Source organism: Melioribacteraceae bacterium (genome assembly GCA_030584085.1).
Taxonomy (GTDB): Bacteria; Bacteroidota; Ignavibacteria; order Ignavibacteriales; family Melioribacteraceae; genus SURF-28.
Genome location: CP129490.1, coordinates 2,349,130 through 2,367,986, shown reverse-complemented (window position 1 = coordinate 2,367,986; position 18,857 = coordinate 2,349,130). Strand labels below are relative to the sequence as shown.

Sequence of the window (18,857 nt, the reverse complement as noted above, 5' to 3'; positions counted from 1 at the left end):
AATTGGACTTAGAAAAAGTAGAATCACATGTAAAGGTTTTGCTGGAAGAAATAGGCGAGGACATTAACCGAGATGGTTTATTAAGAACTCCTCAACGAGTTGCAAAAGCTTATGAATTTCTTACACAAGGTTATCATAAAGATGTGAAAAAAGTTGTAAACGGTGCAATCTTCGAAGAAAAATATGATGAAATGGTGATTGTAAAAGACATAGATTTCTACAGCATGTGTGAGCATCATTTACTACCGTTTTACGGCAAAGTTCATATAGCATATGTTCCGGATGGAAAGATTGTTGGATTGAGTAAGCTACCGCGAATCGTTGATGTATTCGCACGCAGATTGCAAGTACAAGAACGTTTAACGCAAGAGATTGCCGATACTCTTGATGAAATTCTCAAGCCAAAAGGTGTAGCGGTAGTTGCGGAAGGTTATCATATGTGTATGATGATGCGTGGTGTTGAAAAACAAAATTCCATTACGACAACTAGCGCGGTTCATGGTTTATTTAAGGATGATGCAAGAACCAGATCTGAATTTTTAAATCTAATAAACACAAAGAAAATATAATGGCACAATCAAATTCTGCAGTTTGGATAACCGGAGCAAGTTCAGGAATAGGAAAATCAATTGCTCTAGAATTCGCTTCAAACGGAAATGTTGTTGCGGCTTCATCCAGAAATAATGAAGCTTTGAAGAGATTAAAAAAGGAAGCTGGCGATAAAAGTTTGATTGAAACATTTCCACTTGATATCAAAGACCCAAATCAAGTTTTAGAAACCGTTGAAAAAATTTCCCAAAATTATAACATTAATTGTTTGATAAATAATGCCGGATCGACAACTTTTAAACTAGCTGTTGATAATTCATTAACGGAGATTGATGAAATCCTAAAAACAAATTTGAACGGTGCCATTTACGCAATCAAATCTGTACTTCCCAAAATGTTAGAAAAAAAAGAAGGGATGATTATTAACATTATTTCGGTAGCAGCTGAAAAGGTTCTTACTAAAAGCAGTGTTTATGCTGCATCAAAAGCAGGTTTGCAAACTTATACTAAAGTTTTACGTGAAGAATTGCGTAATTCCAATATAAAAATTGTCAATATCCTTCCTGGTGCGACTAGAACCCCAATTTGGCCGAATAATGTTTTGGAAAAACATAGTGAAAGAATGATGTCGCCATCTGAATTAGCTAAATTTATTTACAGTATTTATAGTATTAAATCCAACTTAGTACCGGAAGAAGTTACAATTAGACCAATTAAAGGGGATTTGTAGTTTCTTCAAGTCATTTATATTTATTCAAATTAATTGATGCTTGATGCATTCCTTACTAAACCTTATCTTTCGAATAAATTAGTAAGGAAATTGTAACCAAGATGAAAAGAATATTTTTATTTCTTCTACTAGCAACATCTATCACACTTTACTCACAAGAAAATTTTAATAAGCTAGCGGATAAGATTTTACTCGGCGGTGATTTTGGTTTTACTTTCACATCCAGCGATTACAAAAATGTGGGAGTAGGTTTGCTTATTCGCGGAGTTGGTGAGTATTATCTATTTGAAAACGAGTCCCACAAAATTGGTCTGCGTGCATTTGGAGGTTATGGAGTTAGTACCGGCTCTGATAAAAGGTTTGATCCCGATGGTTTTAGTACTCAACTTTATACATTAGCTGCCGGGGGAATTTATTCTTTACAAGTATCTAAATCAGTCGCTCCTTATGCATTTCTTGGTTTAAGATATTTGCGATTTAATCCTAAAGATAAGGATGGAAATACACTTCCTAATAATGCGGCAAATGAATATGATAGAAATGTTGTGAATCTTGCGCTAGAATTCGGAATTCGTTTCAATATAAATAATGATCTCTATGGTTACGGTAGTTTGATTCCTTTCAGTTTATCGAACGATTACATAGATGACAGAGCCAGTGGTTCGGCCAAGGATTTTGTCGTCACATTAAACTTTGGATTGATGTATGCTTTTGACGCCCCTTGGGTTTCAGATCAAAAAAAGATTAGCGATGATTTACCTTCCGGTATGGAAAACGAAAAAGATATGGTTGAAGAGAATAAAATCGAAGAAACAATCTTAGAAAAAGAAGTAGCGGATGTTAAGCTAGAAACTAAAGAACTAAAATCCAACGAAGAAATTATTTTAAAAGAAAATGCAGATGTTGGCCCTGTGAAATCCAACATTGTTGAGGAGCTTTCATATAAACTGGATTTGGGACGAGTATTTTTTGATTACGGTAAAACTGAATTAGATCGTATGGAATATGTTGAATTGGATCGACTCTATAATTTAATCGCAGAAGATAATACAACTCGCTGGAGAATTACAGGATATACGGATAATTTAGAACCTGTTCAAGTCCATCAAAGTGTAGCAATTCAAAGAGCATATTTTGTATTGCGTTATTTTATGTCAAAGGGCATTGAAAGAGAACGTTTTGAAGTTGACGTTAAAGGTGAGGAAAATCCGCTTGCCAGTAACGACGATCCAAAAGGAAGAGAAAAGAATCGAAGAGTTGAAGTAACAAAAATTAAATAGGAAGGGGTTGCCTCAATAAGATATATCAAATTTTATTGAATAATTTATTGAGGCAAACCGGTTTATTATTATTTAGAAGAAATTACATCTGAATTTTGGTTCACCACAATTACCGCGTTGCATTCCTCTGCCTCTAAAACTTCCGGGTTCATCACTCATCCCATGTCTAAATCCTCTGCTGAATCCCGGGAAATCATCAAGTAATTCTTTCTGTTCAGTTGTAAGGAGAGAACCTACTTTAATTCTCATTTCCATTCTCATTTTTGAAAGTGAGTTATGAATTTCATTATTCTTTTCAACTAAATTCATGACAGCATTCTCATCAACTTTCTCAGCATTTAATAAATTCTCAATTTCAATTTTGTTCTTTTTTAATTCGGCGCGCAGATCGATAGCCTTCATTTGATGCTCATATCTCAACTTTTCGATCTCACTTTTTTGTGAATCGGATAAATCGAGTTGTGTGAACATTCTGCCTTGACCAAATCCGTTCGCCATTCGTTTTTGTGCAAAGGTAGAGCCTGTAAAAAGAACTGCGATACTTATAACAAATAATATGACTGATAACTTCTTCATTTTAACACCTCCATGCTTTATATTTGGTTTTATTTGAATATTGGACACACATGAGTAGCCTTAGGTTTAAATTCGTTAGAAATTTCTCCTGAATGATAGATTATAAACTATATAAGAGAATTAAACCATTTCGGCGGTTGAAGTGTCTAAATTTTCGAAACAGCAGGAAATTATGCCGGTAGATACAGATTTTGAATTAGTTAAAAAATTCCTAATAGGTGATGAATCTGCTTTTAATAAATTGGCAGCTAATTATCAGAAGAAGATTTATTGGCATGCACGAAGAATGTTGGGAAATCATCTTGATGCTGATGAAGTTACGCAGGAGGTGTTGATTGTACTTTACGAGAAATTACATACTTTCAATTTTCAATCTTCTCTATTTACTTGGATATACAGAATTACTTCAACTAGAAGTTTGAATTTTATTAAAAAGAAAAGTATTAAAAAGTTTTTGATGCTTGATGATTCTGATACAACAGATTTAGCTTCGAACAATGATATTATGCAAAATATAGAAGACAAAGAAAAATTAGATAAATTAAATAATGTTCTTCAAAAATTACCGGCTAAACAAAGAGAAATATTTATCATGCGCCAATTTGATCAATTATCGTACGAAGAAATTGCCGAGATAAAAAACAAAAGCATTGGAACACTTAAAGCAAATTATTTCCACGCAATTAAAAAAGTTACGGAGATGATGAACAATGGATAGCGAATTAATTCTAAAATATTTATCCGGTTTGTTGGATGAACGTGAAGTAGAAACTTTTAATGAAAAGATTAAAAATGATTTAGCTTTCTCGGAAGAATTTGAAAAAATAAAATTATCACTCGATACTTTTAATAAGACTTCAGATATCGAAGTAGAGGAAAAGTATTTCATTAATATTACTCCTAGAGTTAGACAAAAAATTCAAAATAGAGCACAAACTCGTTCACTTAGATTTGCACCTGTATTCTCATTTATTATTGCTGTAATATTGATAATCATATTACAAATTCCCAATAATTATTCTCTTCAAGAAAACTTCACATCAAACAATAATAGCTTATCAAACATATTTGAGAATATCGATCTCTCAGAATCCGAAGACTTTTTTGAAACCGGAATGATTGATCAATCTGATTACTATAGTTATGAATTTTCAGCCGAAAACTTGAATGAGTTTATTAATAGTGAAATTTTTAGTGAGATTGAAGATGTAGATGACTTAAGTTACACCGGAGAGATTTATTCACTCTCAAATTATGAAGATTACAGCACGGAAGATGTAGCCTACGTTTACGAAACTTTGATAAATAAAAAAATATTATAGGTATAAATATGAAATCTAGAATTATATTTTCGCTTTTTTTGATCTTGTCGATTTCGGTTTTTGCTCAACCGATGATGAAGCATCAAAGAGGTCCCAAAGAGCGGCTCGAAGAATTGGAAAAAATCAAACTCCTAGAAACCTTACAATTGAGTGAGGAAATAGCAGGGCGATTTTTAGTGAGACAAAAAGAGTTTAGAGATTCTCAGCGTGAAATTATGGATCAAAGAGATGCAGTCTTAATAGAAATGGAGACAGCACTCCAAAAGGGAAAAAATGTTGATGAATATAATTACGGAAAAGCGGTTAATAATCTTTCCGAAATGGAAAATAGTTTATGCACTCATCGTGAAGAATTTATTAAATCGCTATCGGATATTCTAACTGTGGAACAAATTGCAAAGCTTATCGTTTTTGAATCAAAATTTAAGCAGGAATTACGTGAAGCCTTAAGAATGAGGAGAAAAGGGCAATAGGATAAAATTTTACCTTTTATCTTTTGTTTAGCATTCCCTATCTTAACACACAAATTAGAGAAATGTGGTTAGGACTTACTCAAGGTTGCATTTAACTTTGGTTTCAACTATTTTCGGTTCTGTTTTTTGCGGAAGTGGTGGAATTGGTAGACACGCTATCTTGAGGGGGTAGTGCCGTTCGCGGCGTGCGGGTTCAAGTCCCGCTTTCCGCACCACAAATCATTAGCTTTACAAACAAAATCGGGTCAAAAAATGAAAAAACTCTTATCTCTTCTTGGGATCGCTTTATTTTTAATCACACTTAATATAACGGCACAAGATTCTGAAATGGATGCCGAAGCAGCTAAAGCCTATAACGAAGGAAATAAACTGCTTAAAGCCGGTGATTATACCGGTGCTGTCAAACAATACGATACTGCATTGCAAACATCCAAAGATTACAGAATCTTTTATCAAAAAGGTGTTGGTCTCAAGAATCTCAGAAAGTATGATGAAGCTATTGAAGCATATAAAGCCGCGTTAAAAGCTAATTCAAAATTTGGGGCTTCTTACAACGGTCTTGGCGGGATTTATTATGCTCAAGGTAAATTTATTGAAGCAGCAGATAATTTTAAGAAATTCAAAGAATCAACCGACAATAAAAAACAGAAAGAAATGGCTGATAAGTACATTTCATTATCTTACACAAAACTTGGTGTTGAAGCAAAACAAAATGGCAATTTTAAACAGTCTGAATCTTATTTGCTTCAAGCAGTAGAAAATTATAATTATGATGCTGCTTATTTAGCTCTTGCTGAAATTTATGTTGATAATGCCCAATTTGAGAAAGCTTTGGAGGCAGCCGACAAAGCAGTTAATCATAGAGATAAAATTTCTAAAGGAGCTCCCTACTATTATAAGGGAAGAGCTTTCCAAGGTTTGGGTGATATTACCAAAGCCATTGAGAATTATAAACTCTCCGCACAAGATTCACAGTACAGAGAATTAAGCAATCATTACTTGAAACAAATGCAACAGTAAGAATTAGGAAGTGTATTAAGGAAAAACCCCGTTATATAAAATATGGAACGGGGTTTTTTAATTTTAAAATCCAAAAAATACAGAAGCAGAAAGATTTATTGTTGAAAATGTATCCTCACCATCCTCTTTCCCGATTAAATTGTTGATATTATATTTTGCAGAAACATCAATATCAATTAATGGAATAATCCCGATCTTTAATCCGGCACCAAGACCAATACCTGTTCTATTTTCACCGTCAAAGGTTTGTTCGCTGGTTGTTCCCATTGCGGTAGCTGTGTACTTGAAGTCACCGGAATTTGCATAAAAAATATCAAAGGCTGCATATGGAGAGATTGGTCCGGGAACAAAATTATATTCAGCACCTACACCAAAAATTAGTAGCGATGATTCTGTTTCTACGGCAGCGTTAATTCCCATAACAGTTGTATTACCTTCACCTGTAAATTTTGTGTACAAGACTTGCCCGGTTATCGCTAAAGGAATTAGTGGTAAACTAAATCTGCCCTTAACACCAAAATGTGGTGCACTTGAAAAACCCGCTCCACCGTCGCTTATATCATTTGTTAACGCATCTGGACCGGAAACCATCGTTAAACCGCCGGTGGCACCAAATGAAATACCTTGAGCGTTTGATATACCGACAAAAACAAAAAGAATGGTAATTAGAGTTAATGCTTTTTTCATGAATCCTCCTCAATGTAGAGTTGTTTTGTAAATTCAATTTAATAAAAATATTTCATCGATAATACATGCTAATTGCATCTTTATGTTAAAATTACATTTCAGTATATTTGACCCAACAAACCAAAAAAATGCGATTCATAAATTGATAACAGCATTAATCCTTTTCTCAATTGTAGGTGTATCGGCTGTCATTTCCGAATTATTAGGAAGAGATAGGATCCTTGATATTGAAGTCGCTAGAAAATTATTTCACTTTACTGCAAGTATTTGTGCTGCATTTTCTGTTCTATTAGTTGAGACTCAAGAGATTTTATTATTATTTGGTGCAGCTTCAATTCTTATAAGTTTACTGCTCATTAAGTTCGATTTTCTTAAATTACTAAAAAGATCAAAAACAAAAAATTGGGGACTGTTCTTTTTACCTCTCTCTTTTACTGTTCTAGTCTTATTCCTATTCCCGATCAATAAAGAAATAATTTTTTTATCAATGCTATTGCTTGGAGTAGCCGATGCTTCGGCGGCATTATTCGGCTCGTTTTTTTCAGACAGTTATTTCTATCTTACCTCTGATAAAAAATCTTTTATTGGTTCGTTCGCATTCTTCGTCACTTCTATTGTGATCTTTATACTCTTTTTTGCCGGCGTTGTTAATGTTGATAAAATCCCAGATTTCTTTTTTAGTCTTGCCGATATTCTATTGTTTGCTGTAGTTACAACTATACTTTTAACAGTTGTAGAAGCAATGTCCTCCAGAGGATTTGATAACTTCACTATACCAATTTTCACGTCGATAATTTTTTACGTTTTTTCTCTTGGAAATAATTTCCTGTTAATAAATCAGTTTGCATTAGGTGTTTTTTTAGCCGCAGTTGTTGCTCTAGTTTCGATCAAATTTAAATTTCTGACCGCAAATGGAAGTGCCGCTACTTTTATTCTTGCTTCTTTTATATTTGGTCTTGGCGGTTGGAAATGGAGTTTACCGATAATGACATTTTTCATACTTTCTAGCCTTCTTTCAAAAATTAGAAAGAGAGAGAATGAAAGAGTTGAAACTTATTTTGAAAAAACCGGGACAAGAGATTATCTGCAAGTTTTAGCCAATGGCGGGATTGGAGGAATACTTGTTATTTATAATCAAATTAATCCGAATGAATTAAATTATTTTATTTACCTTGCTGCAATGGCGGCAGTATGTGCCGATACATGGGCGACTGAGATAGGAACATTACGTAAACGTCCCACGTATAATGTACTTAACTTCAAAAAAATTGAACAAGGTGTTTCCGGTGGAATTTCGGTTGTAGGAGCTTTAGGTGCCATGCTCGGCAGTTTTGTTATTGCTCTTTCAGGAATTTTGTGGATTGAGTTATACTGGGTTTATTATCTAGTGCTTATAATTGGAACGGGATTGATAGGCAGTTTTTTTGACAGTATCTTAGGGGCGACTATTCAATTACAAAGCAAATGCGAGGTCTGTGAAAAAATTACCGAGAGAGAAATTCATTGTGGTGAAACCACAAACTACTACCGTGGTTTTAAATGGTTAAATAATGATGCAGTGAACTTTTTATCAGGTATCGCGTCTGCTTTATTTTTAATACTTATTTTTTATTTCTAACTTTATAACCTATGCTCAAATTGAGATCATATATAATCATATCAATCATAATTTCCTCGGTGATTATTGCCCGGAACTCACAGCCGGGTGATATTTACAATGATGCATTGCTTGCCTTTAACCAACATGAATATTCAAAAGCACAAAAATTGTTTGAAGTTATTTTGAGTGATCCTAATATTGAAGCAGATTTAAAATCAACAGCTTTTTATTACAAAGGTGAATGTCATTTTAGTCTGAGTGAATATAACGCGGCAGCCTCAACATTCGAAGGATTCATAAGTAAATTTCCATTCTCATCTCTTAAAGATAGAGCATTATATAGATTAGGAACTATTTACGTTAATGATAAAGAATTTGAAAAAGCCAGAACAAAATTAAATGAATTAGTTCAATTTTATTTTGCTAGTGAATTTCTTGGCTCAGCCTATTATCTAATAGGAGAATCATATTCAGCACAACGAAGATATAAGGAAGCCGCTGAAAATTTTAGACTTGCGATCAATTATGCTAGTACAAATTCTTTTGAGGCAAATACAATTTATTCACTCGGTAACGCATATGAACATCTCGGCGACTATACCAAAGCTGTTGAACAATATGATGAAATATTATCCTATTATAGAGATAGTGAACTTGAATCATTAGCTCAGCTTCGAATCGGTGCAACATATTATAACTTGAAAAAGTATGATAATGCCGTCATCGAACTTTCAGATCCCAAGATTAAGCGATTAAATTCTCAAAAAGAAACCGAAGCATTGATGCTGTTAGCAAATTCCTTTTTCAAATTAAAAGAATATAAAAATGCGCAGGATATTTTTAATGAATTAATTGAAAAGAATCCCGAGTTATCTAACGAAGAGCAAATAAAATTTTCGCTGGCAAAAATAAATTTCCAAAGTGGAAATTATGATGATGCTTATGATACTTTTATCGAATTAGTTACCTCTGATGTAGATTCGGTTGTCGCAAATTCAGTATACTGGGCTGCTGAATCAAAAAGATATTCCGGACAAACAAACCAAGCTGCCGAGCTTTATGAAAGATTTTTGGAAAACTTTCCCAATCAAAAACTTGCTGAACAAGTATCCTTCAATCTAGCTTCCATTTATTATCAAGAGAAAAGAGAACTAGAAGCGGAAAAGTTTTTATTGCCATTAAGTAATTCACAAAATCCGAATATTAAAATAAGAACTCTAAATCTACTTGGTGAAATCAATTTTAACAGAAAAAAATATGAAGAATCGAATGAGTATTATAGATCGGCAGTCAATATCGGGGAAGGATTCAATAACGAATATTATCAAGCATTATTAGGAAAAGGTGTTTCTGATTATTACTTGGAAGATTTTAATGAATCAATAAAATCACTTGGAAGATTAATTGAAACGGCTCCAAACTTTGAACGCAGTAAAGCTAATTTTTATTTAGCCGAGGCAAACTTTGCTGCAGGTGAGTTTCAGCGATCAATTACATACTTCAACCGTGTGAATACAGATGATTCGCAAGTTGGACTTCAAACAATTTTTGGAAAAGCATACGCGTATTACAACTCGAAAGATTATGCGAACGCAATATTTTATTTCAACGAATACATCAGTAAGTCAAGAGATCCAAACAAAATTGTTGAAGCAAATTTACGATTGGCAGATAGTTTTTACGGTACTAAAAATTTTGTGAGATCAAGCCAAATTTATGATGAAGTCTTCTCAAAATATAAAAATGCATTAAATAATGATTATGCACTTTATCAATATGGACAGGCTTTGTTCTATGCCGAACGTCCGTCAGATGCGATAGCTAAATTTCGGGAATTGCAGCAAAAATTTCCAAAGTCCCGTTACACGGATGAATCTCAGTATTTAATCGGCTGGATTCAATTCCGAGAAGGGAATTTCAAAAGTGCTGTAAATGAATACAAAATAATGTTAGGTAAATATCCAAATTCGCCGGTTGTTCCAATTGCGTTATATTCTATAGGTGATTCATATTTCAATCTTGCGGAGTATGATAGCTCAATCGCTTACTACAATACAATGATTGACAGATTCAAAAACTCGGAATTTGTACTAGACGCGATCAACGGAATTCAATATTCTTTCATTGCAAAAGATCAACCAGAATATGCAGTTGAATATTTACAAAGGTATGTTTTACTTAATCCCAATAGCAGCATTAGCGATCAAGTAAAATTTAAGCAAGCTGATGTTCATTACAGCCTCGGTGAATACGAAAAAGCAAGGAAAGTATATACTGAATTTGTAAACCAATTCCCTAATAGCTCACTCGTCCCAAATGGTTACTATTGGATTGGGAAATGTTCCGAATTATTAAATCAAGATCTCGATGCCATAACAAATTTTAAATTGATTATCGATAGATTCGTAAAATCTGAGGTAGGAGTAGATGCGGTAATTGAATTGGGTAAAACCTATCAAAGATTGAAAATGAATAAAGAAGCTTTACTTATGTATGATTCGGCATTAGATAAGATAGGAAATAATTCGCGCATTCCGGAAATTTTATTTGAAAAAGCAGATTTACTTTTAGAAGAGGATAACGTTGCCGATGCTTACGAAACTTTAGATTATATAATTAATTATTACGATGGAACATTGTTCGCTGATAAAGCAAAAGTGGAACTCGGCGTACTTGAATTGAAACGCGGGGGATATCAAAACGCTGAATTATTATTCAGTGAACTTGGAGCAAAGAGAACAGATGATATCGGTGCTAAAGCGCAATATCATTACGGACTTACTCTGCTTGAGCAAGAAAAACTTAATCAAGCTATTTCTGCATTTGTTAGAGTACGTTCTGTGTTTGGAACCTATGATGAATGGTTAACAAAGTCATTATTGAAACTCGGTGATATTTATGTAAAACTTAACGATAAAAATAATGCAAGGGATATGTATCGCGCGGTTTTGCAAAAGCATAGCAATGACGAATGGGGAAGAGAAGCCAGAAATAAATTGAACAGCCTATGAAAAGAATAATTTTAATATTATTTATATCGTTACAACTATTTGGTCAGAGTGATAATCAAAGTCAAAGCATAGAATTACCCGACTTTGTAATAACTGGTAAGCAGCGTATTGATTTGCCGGTTATGAAAAAATCGAAAGCAGAACCAATTTCGCTTTTATCTAATGAATTTTTCTTTCCTACTTTTACGCCGGAGCAGTTTTCGCTAGCAACAGTAGCTAAACCTGAACAACTATTACCTGTAATTCTGCCTCAACAGAAAAATTATAATGGTCAATTAATTTTGGGTGCGGGACAATATACATTGCCAGCCGGAGAATTTTATTTCACTCAAAAATTTAGCTCGGGTAAATTTTATTCTGCACTTGCCGGAATTAATAGACGAGATTATGTGGACTACGCTGATTTTAATAAATCCAGTATAAATCTCGGTAGTGAATTTTATGTAAATAGAGAATCTCCATTTTTACCCGGAGCTATTATAAATGTTGATGGAAAGTTTGTAAGGAAAGAATATAATTTTTACGGGATTTACAGAGCTTCTAATTTAACTCCGACTCAAAGAGAAACACAAAACATTATTGGTACCATTTCTCTTGAAAATTATTTGAGTGATGTGGTAAAATATAGAATGAGTCTTGGGACAGATTATATTGACATCAAGGATGCAAGTGCTACAGAGTTGAATTACTATTTCGATGCAAATATAAAAGTAAATTTCGGGGACTTTGGCTTCCTTCTAAATGGAAAGTATCAACGTCAAAATGTTTCGAAGATTGGGGCAGATGACAACTATAATTTTTATAAAGTTATCGGAGGAGTGGAATACAAACCCTCACGAAATATGATTTTTAGAGCAGGCGCATCATACTATTTCACAAATTTAAAAGAATGGCGTGATCAATGGAATCCTAGATTCTATACATCGGAAAATTTAATTGCACCTTGGGGAGAATTTGAGTTTGCCTTCAATAATGCTCTGACTTTTACTGCCTCATATAAACCCGAAATTGAATTCTCAACTTATAGCGATTTCCTGCGATTGAATCCATACATAATAGTAACTCAACCAAATGATTGGAAATCTGTGTATGATAACGGTACGGCAATTCATAATCATAAAATTAATGTAGCTCTCAATTATGGTTACAAAAAATATTACGAATTGACAATCGGTGCAGAGTATTTCCAAGCAGATATGTACCCTTACTTCGATTCTAACTTCAGTTTTGATTGGCCTCAACATATTAGCCAATTTTCAATTAATAGACTTAATAATGTAACATCCTTTTCGATTTATGGAAACGCTCTTTATCATCTTGGTCCGTTTGGCTGGTTTTATGGGGATGCTAAATATCAGATTTTTAATGTTGATTATATGTACCGTTCTGCAAAATCGATCCCATATAAACCGGCGTTCTCAGTTTCTGCTTTATATGGATATAAATTTAATTTCGGTATTTCTGCAGAAATAAAAATTCAGTATCATAAAGAAACTTATGCTGATGTTGAAGAAACAATTTTACTGGATGATTATATTAATCTTAGTGCCAAGTTGCGTTATTCATTAACACAGGACTTTGATTTTACACTTCATCTCAATAATTTACTGAATAGAGATAATTATCTTTGGTTGGGTTTTGTTGAATCACCTTTTGATATAACTGCCGGTATTGATTTTAGATTTTAGCACTTGAGATAAAATAATGAATAAAGAAGAATTACAAAAAGCTTGTTCGAATTTGATCGGAGTATCTTCGAGTGAGAAAGAACTTGCCTTTGAAGTCTTACAACAAAAAATTTTAGAAGTAATACATAAAGACGGCGAAGCAATTCGCATTGATGAATTAGGAGTTTTCCAATATAAAGAGAATCCGGAAACTAAAACTGCCGAGTTAATCTTTTCTCAAATTTCAAATAAACCAAATTCAAAGACATTATTTATCCGATTACCTGTAAAAAAAACAGATTATTCTGAAACTTCCTTGGAAGATGTTTTCAGTTTGAGTGTTGGTAAACCGGTTGTACCAATTAATTCTTCATATCAATCCGGAAGTGATTCGGAAACTTCATTTATTTTTATCCGGAAGAAAATTGAGGAAAGAGTTTCTGAAATTCTTCAACAAAGTGAGATACTCAATGATTTTAATCTATGGGATGATTACCTAAAAACAACAAGTGATAAAAAGGAGTCAAAATCGACAGAAGAAAGTAGTGAATCTGTTCTCAATGAATTAACACAACCGGATGAAGAACCTGAATCAAAGAGTGATGATGAATCATTGCTTGAAGCTTTTGTCAGTGAATCAGAACTTTATTCTTTCCCAACAGATTCTGCTGAACAAGAAACCGAAATAGATGAATTATTTGACGATTTAGAAACATTTAAAAATCTTGAAGCTCAAGAAAGTATATCCACACAAGAGATATTCGATGAAACTATTTCTGAAGTTGGAATTAGTGATGACGAAGTTGATCAAGATATTCAATCTGAAGGTAATCAATCATCATTTAGTGATGATGACGCATCCGAAATTAAATTGAATAAAGATGATGTGTTTGACTTAGATAGAGCAATTTTCAGTGAATCGGATGATTCGAAAAAATTTGATTGGAACTGGGGTGATGAACTAAAAAAGGATATTCCCGATTTTGAGGAGACGAATTCTGAACCTGCAGAAATAAAAAGTAAAAAAGTTACAACTAAAGAAGTAGAACCGATTAGTAAATCGACTCAAGAATCGAGTGAAATTGATAACGATCCATTCGGAACATTAGAACAAACTCTCCAGCTTGATCCGGAATTCAAGAAATTAACCGGTGAACTTACTGACGATATTGATTATGGGAAAATGAGAGATGATGAATATAGAATTACAAATTTAAGTAAACCACGCCCGGTTCCTCCAACTAAAGTCAAGACAAGATTTACTAGACTAACTAGTCCGCTCGAAGAATACAATTCTCCCCAAGAGGAAACTCTTTCTAAAAAGACGACAGAAAAAACAAAAGTTTCCACTAAAAGTTATAGAAGTTTTCGGGATCGAAATTCAACTGCAAATATGTTTGTCATCGGAGGTATTGTAGTCATATTAGCTGCAATTATTTATTTTGCCTTTTCAATGGGTGATGCACCGACTAAGGAAGTTTTGACCCCAACACAAAACAATATAATAAATTCTGAAAGAGAGACTGATGTTGTAACAAGTGAACCAAGGCAAACAGTCACTTCGCAGGAGGAAAAACCTGTTCAACCAACTGATCAACAGAGAACAGCAGCAGCAAGAGATAATACATCGCAGGTTGAAGAAATAAGAATTTCGAACTTAATATTTAGAAGAGGAAATGAATATAACGTACAAGTTTCATCATGGCGAAGTCCGATAAAAGCGGAAGAAGAGATGAAACGATTGAAAGCCCGGGGGTATAATGCATTCATTGTTCAAGCATATTTGCCCAGCAAAAGCGGAACCTGGCACAGAGTAAGAATCGGTGGATTTAAATCCGAGTCGGAAGCCAGGAACTTTCTTAACAATACCCAACTATAATCAAAAATTAATTACGGATATACTATGAATTTACTTTCTGTTTTATTTAAAGGCGGATGGTTGATGCTGCCGATTTTTATTGCATCCATAATAGCAGTTGCAATCATAATTGACAGATATATTGTTCTCAGAAAATCCCGTTTAAATGCACCGGCTTTTTTAGTCAAAATTAGGAGTTTGCTAAAAAGAAATGATATAAATGGTGCTGTAAAATATTGTATGGAAGAAAAATCTCCTGCTGCTAATATTATTCGGAAAGGTTTAAAGAAACATAATTTGGGGCACGAACGTGTAACCGAAGCAATCGATAATGCTGGTAAACAAGAAATTAATAAGTTGGAAAAAGGACTATCAGTTTTAGCAACAATTTCCGGTGTTGCTCCATTGCTTGGTTTTCTTGGAACCGTAACCGGTATGATTTCTGCGTTCATGAATATTGAAAGCCTTCAAGGCGCGGCAAATCCATCCGATTTAGCCGGCGGTATTTGGGAAGCATTATTAACAACGGCATTCGGTCTTGCTGTCGGTATTATAGCATTTACTGCATATAATTATTTGGTCGCAGCTATAAATAAACTTGTTCTTGATATGGAAGTAATTTCAAACGACGTTATTGATATTTTAGAAGAAGTGAGAACTGGTACATCAATAAAAGATGATAATGATATTATAGAGTTGGATAGGTAGGTGAGAATATGAAATTTCAAATGGCAAATAAACCTTTATCCATATTCAATTTTTCATCTCTGACGGATATTGTTCTTCTACTTTTAATTTTCTTCTTGCTCACTTCTCAGTTTGTTGTACAGACGGGAGTTAAAGTGCAATTACCAGGTTCAAAATTTAATGAACAATCTACTCCCTCAAGATTGATTGTCACTATAACATCAAGCGAGAAGTTTTATTTCGGACAGGATGAAACAACAATTCAAGAATTACCGGGTAAACTTACTCAAGCTTTGGATAAAGCACCCGAGAAAAATTTAATCATTCGTGCCGATAAAAATGTTCAGATTGACTATGTTATACAAGTCATTGATGCGGCGAAAGGTGTCGGTATTGACAAGTTTACAATTGAGACCGAAAAAGAAATTATATAATGAAGTACAACAATTCTAAAAATAGCTCATATGTGTTTTCGTTCGGATTGCATGCATTCCTTTTATTGATTTTTTTCTTTGTTAATTTTAATGTCGAATTCAATACCGAAGATTATGTGACAATTGGTTTTGGTGCAATTGGAAGAACAGGTTCTTCAGGTGCAATCGGTAAAGAAGTAACCGAGAAAAAAAATGTTGCAGAAGTTGAAAAGCAAAAGCAACAATCGGAAGTAGAAAATAAAAAAGTCGAACTTCCTCAAGTTGTGAACACCGATGATGAAAATAAAATTATTGCAGCCGATAAGAAAAAAGAAACCGTAGAAGCTCCGCCACAAAAAGTTGAACCAATTAAAGAAACTGAATCTGATAAAAAAGGCAAGGAGTTTGATGGTTCCGGTGAGGGAACCTTCGGGTTTGATATTGATTTCGGAGGAAAAGGACAAAGAAAAATTTACAGCTATTCACTTCCGGCATACCCGGAGGGTGTTTCTAAAGAAATTGATGTGAAACTGAGATTCACAATTTTACCAGACGGTACAGTCGGTAGAATTATTCCCTTGATTAAAGCGGATGGTAGATTAGAATCTGCGGCAATAAATTCATTACGGCAGTGGAGATTCGAACCGTTATCCTCAAATCAAAAACAATTGGAACAAACTGCTGTGATCACCTTTCCTTACCGGCTTCAGTAATTATCTCACCATAATAAAATTTATAGAAGAAATATTCGGCTATTGTTAAAAGAGTAAGACTCATGGCATCCCTGTCGAAATAAATCCCAAAGCCTGCTTGCTCGACAAAAACTTTTAGAACCATCGTAGAAATTGACCAGCCTACCGAAAACAGAAGAACAATTAAACCGGCATTAATAAATGCGGATTGAAGTGAATCCTCCTGCCATTTTTTGGTAAAAATGTATAGAATGAAAAATAAGTGTCCGGCAAATATTAATGCGCTTATCATCTGTTTTTATATTTTGCATTTGTTACTTGTAAACCAATTACACCACCGACAATACCAAAAATTATATCTACTAAGAGATTATTAAACAGCAGTGTTATAGAGTAAAGAAATGAAAAGCCCTTAGTTCGAAGGTCAACTACAACATCGTTCATCATATCAATTACTTGCTGTTTAATTGCATCATCAATCGGGAAAGAGTTGATCATTCCTTGCAAATTTCCAAAAGCTTCAATCAAATCATTTTGTTTAGTAAAAAGTGTTATAATAATCTCAAAGGAAGTTGTAAATAAAGCGGCAAATAATCCTGTAAACAAACCTAAAAAAATTGCTTTGCCTGTTTCAATTCTTTCATCCAAATTATTTGCGCGTTGATAAAGAACTATAGATAAATAGGCTGCCGCTGGAACTATCAGGCAGCATGCAAAACTTTTTAATACCGGGACTACCGATAAAACACCGGCTCCAAAACCAGCGACAAGCGACGGAAGATACTTCTTCATTTATTTATCCTTTTCTCGTACAAAAATATTTCAATTCCATTGTAAAAATAATAAAATGCAGCCGATCCGAAAATAAATCCGGTTAATAATGCAATTAATTTTAAATAGCTATAAACACCTAAGGAAATAAAAATAACATCAAGTAATAGAGGAATTGAGAGTATAAACAAATATTTAATTGGAATTACATTCTTCGGTTCAATAAATAGTAATGCGAACGATGTAATAAATACACCTAAATAAATACCAACACACCTTGCGCAAAGTAACGAGCATGAAATATCTACACAAATTAACTTATCAACATTCTGATGACAAACAGGCGAATATAAGATATAAAGGAATGGTACATACTCAATAAAAATATTTTGTGTGAAAGGAAATAAAGGTAATAAACTTCCTGTTAACCAAAGGAGTGCAATCACAGTTAATAAAACTTTGTAAACAGTTCTCAAATTATTCTTTAGGTAATTTATAGACCGATATATAATTCTCCGTTAACACAAACAATTGATTCCGAAAAACAAAACTATCCATAATGGGAGAATCTTCATCCAATTTATATTTCTCAAAATGGGTTAGACTCTTTTGAGGATCAAGAAGCAGAATTTTCTTTTCATAACTAATTGTTGCCGCATTCATTGAAAGCTGAATATTTTTAGCTCCCTCTTCAATTTTAATTTTGGTCAAACCTCCGCCAAATTGATCGAATATTTTAATTTCACCTTCATCAAGCACAAATAGTCGAAGATCGGAAGAGATATCAAATTTAATTGGATTACTTAAAGAAAAATTCCCGGCATCATAATTTCCAACTTCCAGAGAAAAATTTCCGTTCAAATCAAATTTCAGAATTCTGGAATTATCCGAATCTAGAATAAACAAATCTCCTAAAGGAGAAATTACCGCACTTGTCGGGTACCTGAATTCATATTGATAATTATCGATTCTGTCTGAACCAAATTGAGAAATGTAATTCAGATCTTTATCAAAAAATTGAACGCGATCATTATTTTTGTCTGTCACATAGACATTTAAAGTAGAAGCGAAAATATCAACGGGCGAATCAAATGCTGATTCACTCCATCCGTATCCGCCTAACGACTTAAGCACATTACCGGTAAGATCAAGTTTGTAGATTTCATTTGTCTCAGAATCCGTTACATAAATAAATTGATTCTGTGCTAAAGAAAATGATTCTGCTTTAGAAAAATTTCCAATTTGGTAATCCAATACTAATTGTTGACTGAAAACCATACTTGTTAATAAAATTGCTCCAATAATCAATTTTTCTTTCATAAACTTATTCCGGACAAATATACATGTCATTTTTACCGATTGGAAAAATACGATATAAGAATTTACAAAAATAGGGGTATATTTTTAGCATAATTTTTGACGATACAATCAATTAGCTCGGTTGATTAAAGAAATATCTTAAAATCAATTATTTTGTTATATTTATACGATATAAAACTATCTTAAAAAACTAAGAATGTT

The 18,857-nt window shown here is 33.5% G+C and carries 20 protein-coding genes and 1 tRNA gene; 15 read left to right on the top strand and 6 right to left on the bottom strand.

What is annotated here, in order from left to right:
* Positions 1-2: 2 nt before the first annotated feature.
* The 3 genes from folE to QY331_10775 all read left to right on the top strand — a co-directional run bounded on the left by folE (position 3) and on the right by QY331_10775 (position 2,559).
* On the top strand, positions 3-569 hold the full coding sequence (folE, locus tag QY331_10785; GenBank protein WKZ68437.1) for a GTP cyclohydrolase I FolE: 567 nt from the start codon (positions 3-5) through the stop codon (positions 567-569).
* Entirely contained in the window at positions 569-1,279 is a 711-nt protein-coding gene (locus QY331_10780; GenBank protein ID WKZ68436.1) for an SDR family NAD(P)-dependent oxidoreductase, read from the top strand. The genes folE and QY331_10780 overlap by 1 nt, the downstream gene beginning before the upstream one ends.
* A gap of 101 nt (positions 1,280-1,380) precedes the next feature.
* Positions 1,381-2,559 (top strand): OmpA family protein, encoded by a 1,179-nt coding sequence (locus tag QY331_10775; protein WKZ68435.1) that lies wholly within the window; start codon positions 1,381-1,383, stop codon positions 2,557-2,559.
* Between the two features lie 72 nt (positions 2,560-2,631).
* On the opposite strand, the gene QY331_10770 is transcribed toward QY331_10775, so the two are convergent.
* Positions 2,632-3,135, bottom strand: coding sequence for a Spy/CpxP family protein refolding chaperone (locus QY331_10770; GenBank protein ID WKZ68434.1), 504 nt, complete (start codon positions 3,133-3,135; stop codon positions 2,632-2,634).
* 142 nt (positions 3,136-3,277) lie between these two features.
* On the opposite strand from QY331_10770, the gene QY331_10765 reads away from it, so the two are divergent.
* The 5 genes from QY331_10765 to QY331_10745 all read left to right on the top strand — a co-directional run bounded on the left by QY331_10765 (position 3,278) and on the right by QY331_10745 (position 5,950).
* A complete protein-coding gene (locus QY331_10765) occupies positions 3,278-3,853 on the top strand; it encodes an RNA polymerase sigma factor (GenBank protein WKZ68433.1) in 576 nt (191 codons plus the stop codon).
* Entirely contained in the window at positions 3,846-4,457 is a 612-nt protein-coding gene (locus tag QY331_10760; protein WKZ68432.1) for a hypothetical protein, read from the top strand. Before QY331_10765 ends, QY331_10760 begins: the two co-directional genes overlap by 8 nt.
* 113 nt (positions 4,458-4,570) lie before the next feature.
* Positions 4,571-4,930, top strand: a complete 360-nt coding sequence (locus QY331_10755) for a hypothetical protein (protein ID WKZ68431.1) — start codon at positions 4,571-4,573, stop codon at positions 4,928-4,930.
* 128 nt (positions 4,931-5,058) lie between these two features.
* Positions 5,059-5,145 (top strand) — tRNA-Leu (locus QY331_10750).
* 37 nt (positions 5,146-5,182) lie between these two features.
* Positions 5,183-5,950 carry a tetratricopeptide repeat protein gene (locus QY331_10745; protein WKZ68430.1) on the top strand — a complete coding sequence of 256 codons (768 nt, stop codon included), beginning with the start codon at positions 5,183-5,185 and terminating at the stop codon, positions 5,948-5,950.
* A gap of 63 nt (positions 5,951-6,013) precedes the next feature.
* Here QY331_10745 and QY331_10740 read toward each other — a convergent pair whose 3' ends face one another.
* Positions 6,014-6,637 (bottom strand): outer membrane beta-barrel protein, encoded by a 624-nt coding sequence (locus tag QY331_10740; GenBank protein ID WKZ68429.1) that lies wholly within the window; start codon positions 6,635-6,637, stop codon positions 6,014-6,016.
* A gap of 82 nt (positions 6,638-6,719) precedes the next feature.
* On the opposite strand from QY331_10740, the gene QY331_10735 reads away from it, so the two are divergent.
* From QY331_10735 to QY331_10705, 7 genes are read left to right on the top strand one after another with little or no spacing between them, the layout of a single operon-like run.
* Positions 6,720-8,255: a DUF92 domain-containing protein gene (locus tag QY331_10735; protein WKZ68428.1), complete on the top strand. Its 1,536-nt coding sequence runs from the start codon at positions 6,720-6,722 to the stop codon at positions 8,253-8,255.
* A gap of 11 nt (positions 8,256-8,266) precedes the next feature.
* Positions 8,267-11,248, top strand: a complete 2,982-nt coding sequence (locus QY331_10730) for a tetratricopeptide repeat protein (protein WKZ68427.1) — start codon at positions 8,267-8,269, stop codon at positions 11,246-11,248.
* Positions 11,245-12,936, top strand: a complete 1,692-nt coding sequence (locus tag QY331_10725; protein ID WKZ68426.1) for a hypothetical protein — start codon at positions 11,245-11,247, stop codon at positions 12,934-12,936. Before QY331_10730 ends, QY331_10725 begins: the two co-directional genes overlap by 4 nt.
* A 16-nt stretch (positions 12,937-12,952) precedes the next feature.
* Positions 12,953-14,794 (top strand): SPOR domain-containing protein, encoded by a 1,842-nt coding sequence (locus tag QY331_10720; protein ID WKZ68425.1) that lies wholly within the window; start codon positions 12,953-12,955, stop codon positions 14,792-14,794.
* A gap of 24 nt (positions 14,795-14,818) precedes the next feature.
* A complete protein-coding gene (locus QY331_10715; GenBank protein ID WKZ68424.1) occupies positions 14,819-15,481 on the top strand; it encodes a MotA/TolQ/ExbB proton channel family protein in 663 nt (220 codons plus the stop codon).
* A gap of 8 nt (positions 15,482-15,489) precedes the next feature.
* Entirely contained in the window at positions 15,490-15,894 is a 405-nt protein-coding gene (locus QY331_10710) for a biopolymer transporter ExbD (protein WKZ68423.1), read from the top strand.
* Complete coding sequence (locus tag QY331_10705; GenBank protein ID WKZ68422.1) at positions 15,894-16,586, top strand: energy transducer TonB; 693 nt, start codon at positions 15,894-15,896, stop codon at positions 16,584-16,586. Before QY331_10710 ends, QY331_10705 begins: the two co-directional genes overlap by 1 nt.
* Here the strand turns inward: QY331_10705 and QY331_10700 are convergent.
* Genes QY331_10700 through QY331_10685 form a run of 4 tightly spaced genes read right to left on the bottom strand, consistent with a single transcriptional unit; the run spans position 16,561 to position 18,656 of the window.
* Entirely contained in the window at positions 16,561-16,857 is a 297-nt protein-coding gene (locus QY331_10700) for a hypothetical protein (protein ID WKZ68421.1), read from the bottom strand. The two genes, QY331_10705 and QY331_10700, sit on opposite strands and share 26 nt — an antisense overlap.
* Complete coding sequence (locus QY331_10695) at positions 16,854-17,357, bottom strand: hypothetical protein (GenBank protein ID WKZ68420.1); 504 nt, start codon at positions 17,355-17,357, stop codon at positions 16,854-16,856. The genes QY331_10700 and QY331_10695 overlap by 4 nt, the downstream gene beginning before the upstream one ends.
* On the bottom strand, positions 17,354-17,812 hold the full coding sequence (locus QY331_10690; GenBank protein ID WKZ68419.1) for a DUF2085 domain-containing protein: 459 nt from the start codon (positions 17,810-17,812) through the stop codon (positions 17,354-17,356). The genes QY331_10695 and QY331_10690 overlap by 4 nt, the downstream gene beginning before the upstream one ends.
* Position 17,813: 1 nt before the next feature.
* Positions 17,814-18,656 (bottom strand): NHL repeat-containing protein, encoded by an 843-nt coding sequence (locus QY331_10685; GenBank protein WKZ68418.1) that lies wholly within the window; start codon positions 18,654-18,656, stop codon positions 17,814-17,816.
* Between the last annotated feature and the right edge of the window lie 201 nt (positions 18,657-18,857).

What these genes read in the sequence shown, in the direction of transcription:
- QY331_10705 (WKZ68422.1), top strand. Translation starts at nt 15,894, where the DNA reads ATGAAGTACAACAATTCTAAAAATAGCTCATATGTGTTTTCGTTCGGA.
- QY331_10745 (WKZ68430.1), top strand. Translation starts at nt 5,183, where the DNA reads ATGAAAAAACTCTTATCTCTTCTTGGGATCGCTTTATTTTTAATCACA.
- QY331_10720 (WKZ68425.1), top strand. Translation starts at nt 12,953, where the DNA reads ATGAATAAAGAAGAATTACAAAAAGCTTGTTCGAATTTGATCGGAGTA.
- QY331_10700 (WKZ68421.1), bottom strand. Translation starts at nt 16,857, where the DNA reads ATGATAAGCGCATTAATATTTGCCGGACACTTATTTTTCATTCTATAC.
- QY331_10740 (WKZ68429.1), bottom strand. Translation starts at nt 6,637, where the DNA reads ATGAAAAAAGCATTAACTCTAATTACCATTCTTTTTGTTTTTGTCGGT.
- QY331_10775 (WKZ68435.1), top strand. Translation starts at nt 1,381, where the DNA reads ATGAAAAGAATATTTTTATTTCTTCTACTAGCAACATCTATCACACTT.
- QY331_10725 (WKZ68426.1), top strand. Translation starts at nt 11,245, where the DNA reads ATGAAAAGAATAATTTTAATATTATTTATATCGTTACAACTATTTGGT.
- QY331_10760 (WKZ68432.1), top strand. Translation starts at nt 3,846, where the DNA reads ATGGATAGCGAATTAATTCTAAAATATTTATCCGGTTTGTTGGATGAA.
- QY331_10695 (WKZ68420.1), bottom strand. Translation starts at nt 17,357, where the DNA reads ATGAAGAAGTATCTTCCGTCGCTTGTCGCTGGTTTTGGAGCCGGTGTT.
- QY331_10710 (WKZ68423.1), top strand. Translation starts at nt 15,490, where the DNA reads ATGAAATTTCAAATGGCAAATAAACCTTTATCCATATTCAATTTTTCA.
- QY331_10780 (WKZ68436.1), top strand. Translation starts at nt 569, where the DNA reads ATGGCACAATCAAATTCTGCAGTTTGGATAACCGGAGCAAGTTCAGGA.
- QY331_10715 (WKZ68424.1), top strand. Translation starts at nt 14,819, where the DNA reads ATGAATTTACTTTCTGTTTTATTTAAAGGCGGATGGTTGATGCTGCCG.
- QY331_10730 (WKZ68427.1), top strand. Translation starts at nt 8,267, where the DNA reads ATGCTCAAATTGAGATCATATATAATCATATCAATCATAATTTCCTCG.
- QY331_10770 (WKZ68434.1), bottom strand. Translation starts at nt 3,135, where the DNA reads ATGAAGAAGTTATCAGTCATATTATTTGTTATAAGTATCGCAGTTCTT.
- QY331_10685 (WKZ68418.1), bottom strand. Translation starts at nt 18,656, where the DNA reads ATGAAAGAAAAATTGATTATTGGAGCAATTTTATTAACAAGTATGGTT.
- QY331_10735 (WKZ68428.1), top strand. Translation starts at nt 6,720, where the DNA reads ATGTTAAAATTACATTTCAGTATATTTGACCCAACAAACCAAAAAAAT.